Source organism: Nguyenibacter vanlangensis (assembly GCF_013376155.1).
Classification (GTDB): Bacteria; Pseudomonadota; Alphaproteobacteria; order Acetobacterales; family Acetobacteraceae; genus Gluconacetobacter; species Gluconacetobacter vanlangensis.
On sequence record NZ_JABXXP010000357.1, the window covers coordinates 1 to 3029 of the forward strand.

Sequence of the window (3029 nt, forward strand, 5' to 3'; positions counted from 1 at the left end):
GGCAATCGAAGCCGTGCCGGGCTTGGCCGCGCATCTGACCGCGGATCAGGCGGCGTCGGTGCAGCAGGCCCTGGCGCAGATCCGCGCGGTCACGGCCGAGATCAATGCAGCACCGGCGGGGGCGGCATCGGCCGGGACGATCGCCCTCGAGACGGGCAGGGGCTGGGCATCGGCGCTGGTGTCGGCGTTCCGGACCATGCTTGCGATCGCGGCGCCGGTCGTCGCGTCCTGCGCGCCCGCGGTCGCGCCCTATATCCAGACGGCGGAGCAGATCATACCGGTTCTGGAACAGGTGGCGGGGCTGACGCAGGCGGTGCCGATGCGGGGGAGCGTGCCGGCGGCGGCGATACGGGCGGCGCTATATCGGGGACCCTGACGGGAATGGCGGCGGCACCGCCGGAGGATGAGTCCGGGAGCGCCGCCGCCGTCCGTGTTTGAAAAAACCTTGCTGAAATACAAACCGTTCCGGGAACCGGGGCATAATTCGGCCCTCGGGGCACAAACTGGTCCGATGGCGATGGGTTTCATGACGATGACGATTCTGACGCGAAAACTTGGGAAATGTCCGCCGCGTCGCGATCCGCGCACCAGCCGCCTGTCGCCGTCGCTGGCGGCCTGGTTGCCGGCCGTGCCCGATTCGGTCGCATGGTCGCGCCACGTGACCTATGCGATGTGGGGCAATGATCGGTATGGCGACTGCGCCTTCGCCGCGATGGCGGCGCTGATCGGCACCTGGACGAAGAACGCGCAGTCCGAGGTGCTGCTGACCACGACGATGTGCCTGACCAATTACGCGGCCTGTACCGGCTTCGACCCGGCGACGGGGGCGAATGATGACGGGACCGTGCTGCTGGATGCGCTGGACCGGTGGCGGCGTGCCGGCTATGCGCGGCCGGGCCAGACCCGCGACTATCTGACGGCGTTCGGTACGATCGACCTGCATGACCATGACGGACTCCGGCGGTCGGTGGCCTATCTGGGCGGCGTCTATGCGGGCATCCAGGTGCCGGCCTACCTGATGCGGGCCGACGGCGACTGGAGGCGCGACGACGGCGGGGACCAGACGATCCTGGGCGGCCACTGCATTGCGATCGTCGGGTACGAGCCCGGCTGGTGGCACGTCTTCACCTGGGGCGGGGTGCGGCGGATGGCGGTCGATCTGTGGGATGCGATCGCCGACGAGGCCTATGGCCTGATCAGCCGGCAGAACTGGCTGGCGGTGGATGGCCGGACGCCGAGGGGCGAAGACGTCGCGGCGCTGCTGCAGGAGATGCAGGCGGCATGAGGGCGGCGGAACGGCCGGTGTCCTGCCTTCGAAATCCATGCATGGATTTCGAAGGCGGGATGATGAGATCGTGTTCCATCCAATGTTCCGAATCTGAAAGCCGCTGGATTTCAGATTCGGAACATCAGCGCAGCGCGCGCCGCAGGGAACTGCCCGCGTGCGGGTTCAGGTAATGGAACAGGGCGGTGGAGCGGATCTTGTCGGGTTCGCAGGGTTCGTTGGCGTGGACCGAGCGATAGCCCCAGAAGAGATAGATATGTCCCGGGTCCATGCGCACCTTCACCGGGTGCAGGATGTTGGCGAGGACGCCCCGCTTGAGCAGGATCTGGGTCAGCTTGTTGTCCAGCAGCAGCTTGTCGAGCAGGTTTCCGACATAGCTGGACCGCACGGGGCGGACGTTGGGGAACATCAGCAGGTCGCCCGGTGGCCCCTCGGCGGGGATCAGGATCGGCACCAGGGCGGTCAGGACGAAGGAATCGAAATGGAAGAAATAGGAATGGCGCGCGCCCTTCGTGCCCGAAAGGCAGCGCAGCACCTGGTAGAAGCCGGTATCCGGGACGATCGTGCCCGTCGCCTTGCCGCAGAGCGCGCGGCAGACGCGCCGGAATTCGGCTGACGCCGAGAGCGCCTGCAGATAAGTGCCCGAGACGGAATCCGGCCCGGCGAGGGACAGATATTGTCCGCCATTGTCCGCGACCTGGCGTTGGACGAAATCCTGCATCGCGGCGAGCTGCGCGGGCGGGACGCAGTCGCGGATCACGCCGAAACCGTTGCGGTTGATATCGGCGAACAGCGCGTCGATGCTTGCGTCCGAAAGAGGCGGGAACAGCGGGGGTTCGATCGCGTTCACGGCGACGTCCGGGGCGGCGGAGGAGGCCGGGACACGGTACAGGACGTTTGTTTCTTCCAAGGAAATGGACATTTTATTCACTCCTGGCTGACCCGCGTGTATGTTTACATTTATTATGGTAAATATTTTGTATTCACGCCGGATGGAAAGCAGTGAGACCGTCGCGGTTTTCCGCGCCGGCCGTCACATTCTCCGTTTCGCTTTTTTGTGAACGAATGCCCGGGTCAGTCCGCCGGCGGTCTGGGCAGGGTCAGCATACGGACGGGGCGCAGCAGCAGGATGGCGCCGGTCGACAGCACGATATAGGCCGCGCCGGCGATCAGCGCCGGGGCCTGACCGATCCAGCCGGCCATCGGGGCGGCGCAGAGATAGCCCGCGGGCAGCAGGCAGAGGCAGCCGAACGCGTCATAGGCCGTCACGCGGGCCAGCCGCTCCGGCGGGATGATCCGCTGCATCGTCGTGTGCCACAGCACGCTGAAGGCCGCCAGGCCCAGCCCGCCGAACAGGAATCCGGCCAATTGTCCCGCGTAGGACGGGCACAGGCCCAGTGCCAGCATGGGCAGGGCGAGCAGCAGGAAGAGGTACTGGGTGGCCCGGATCGGGTGGCGGGGCGTCCAGTGCAGGGTCAGCAACCCGCCCGCGATCGCGCCCGCGCCCTGCGCCGACAGCAGCCCGCCCCAGCGCGCCGGTCCGTCGGGCGCATGGGCGAAGAGCAGCGGCCCGAAGATCTGCAGCGGTCCGAAGGCCAGCAGGAAGAAGAGCGAGACCTGCACGATCACGGTCCACAGCCAGAGATGGGCGGTGAATTCGCGCCAGCCCTCGCGCAGGTCGCGCAGCATGGTGCCTCCGGCGGGCGCGGATGCCGGAACGGCGCCGTCGGGCAGGCCCAGCAGC

4 protein-coding genes are annotated in these 3029 nt (G+C 67.1%); 2 read left to right on the plus strand and 2 right to left on the minus strand.

Going from position 1 to position 3029, the window contains the following annotated elements; all coding sequences use genetic code 11:
* A partial coding sequence (locus HUK84_RS13765; RefSeq protein WP_374729364.1) for a hypothetical protein occupies positions 1-376 on the plus strand: 376 nt, incomplete at its 5' end.
* Positions 377-532: 156 nt separating this feature from the next.
* On the plus strand, positions 533-1285 hold the full coding sequence (locus HUK84_RS13770) for a C1 family peptidase (protein WP_218064369.1): 753 nt from the start codon (positions 533-535) through the stop codon (positions 1283-1285).
* 124 nt (positions 1286-1409) lie between these two features.
* Here the strand turns inward: HUK84_RS13770 and HUK84_RS13775 are convergent, their stop codons facing one another.
* Together HUK84_RS13775 and HUK84_RS13780 are read right to left on the minus strand one after the other, a co-directional pair.
* On the minus strand, positions 1410-2207 hold the full coding sequence (locus tag HUK84_RS13775; RefSeq protein ID WP_246285681.1) for a phytanoyl-CoA dioxygenase family protein: 798 nt from the start codon (positions 2205-2207) through the stop codon (positions 1410-1412).
* A 152-nt stretch (positions 2208-2359) separates the two neighbouring features.
* Positions 2360-3029, minus strand: a 670-nt coding sequence (locus HUK84_RS13780; protein WP_218064370.1) for an MFS transporter, incomplete at its 5' end; no start/stop codon positions are given.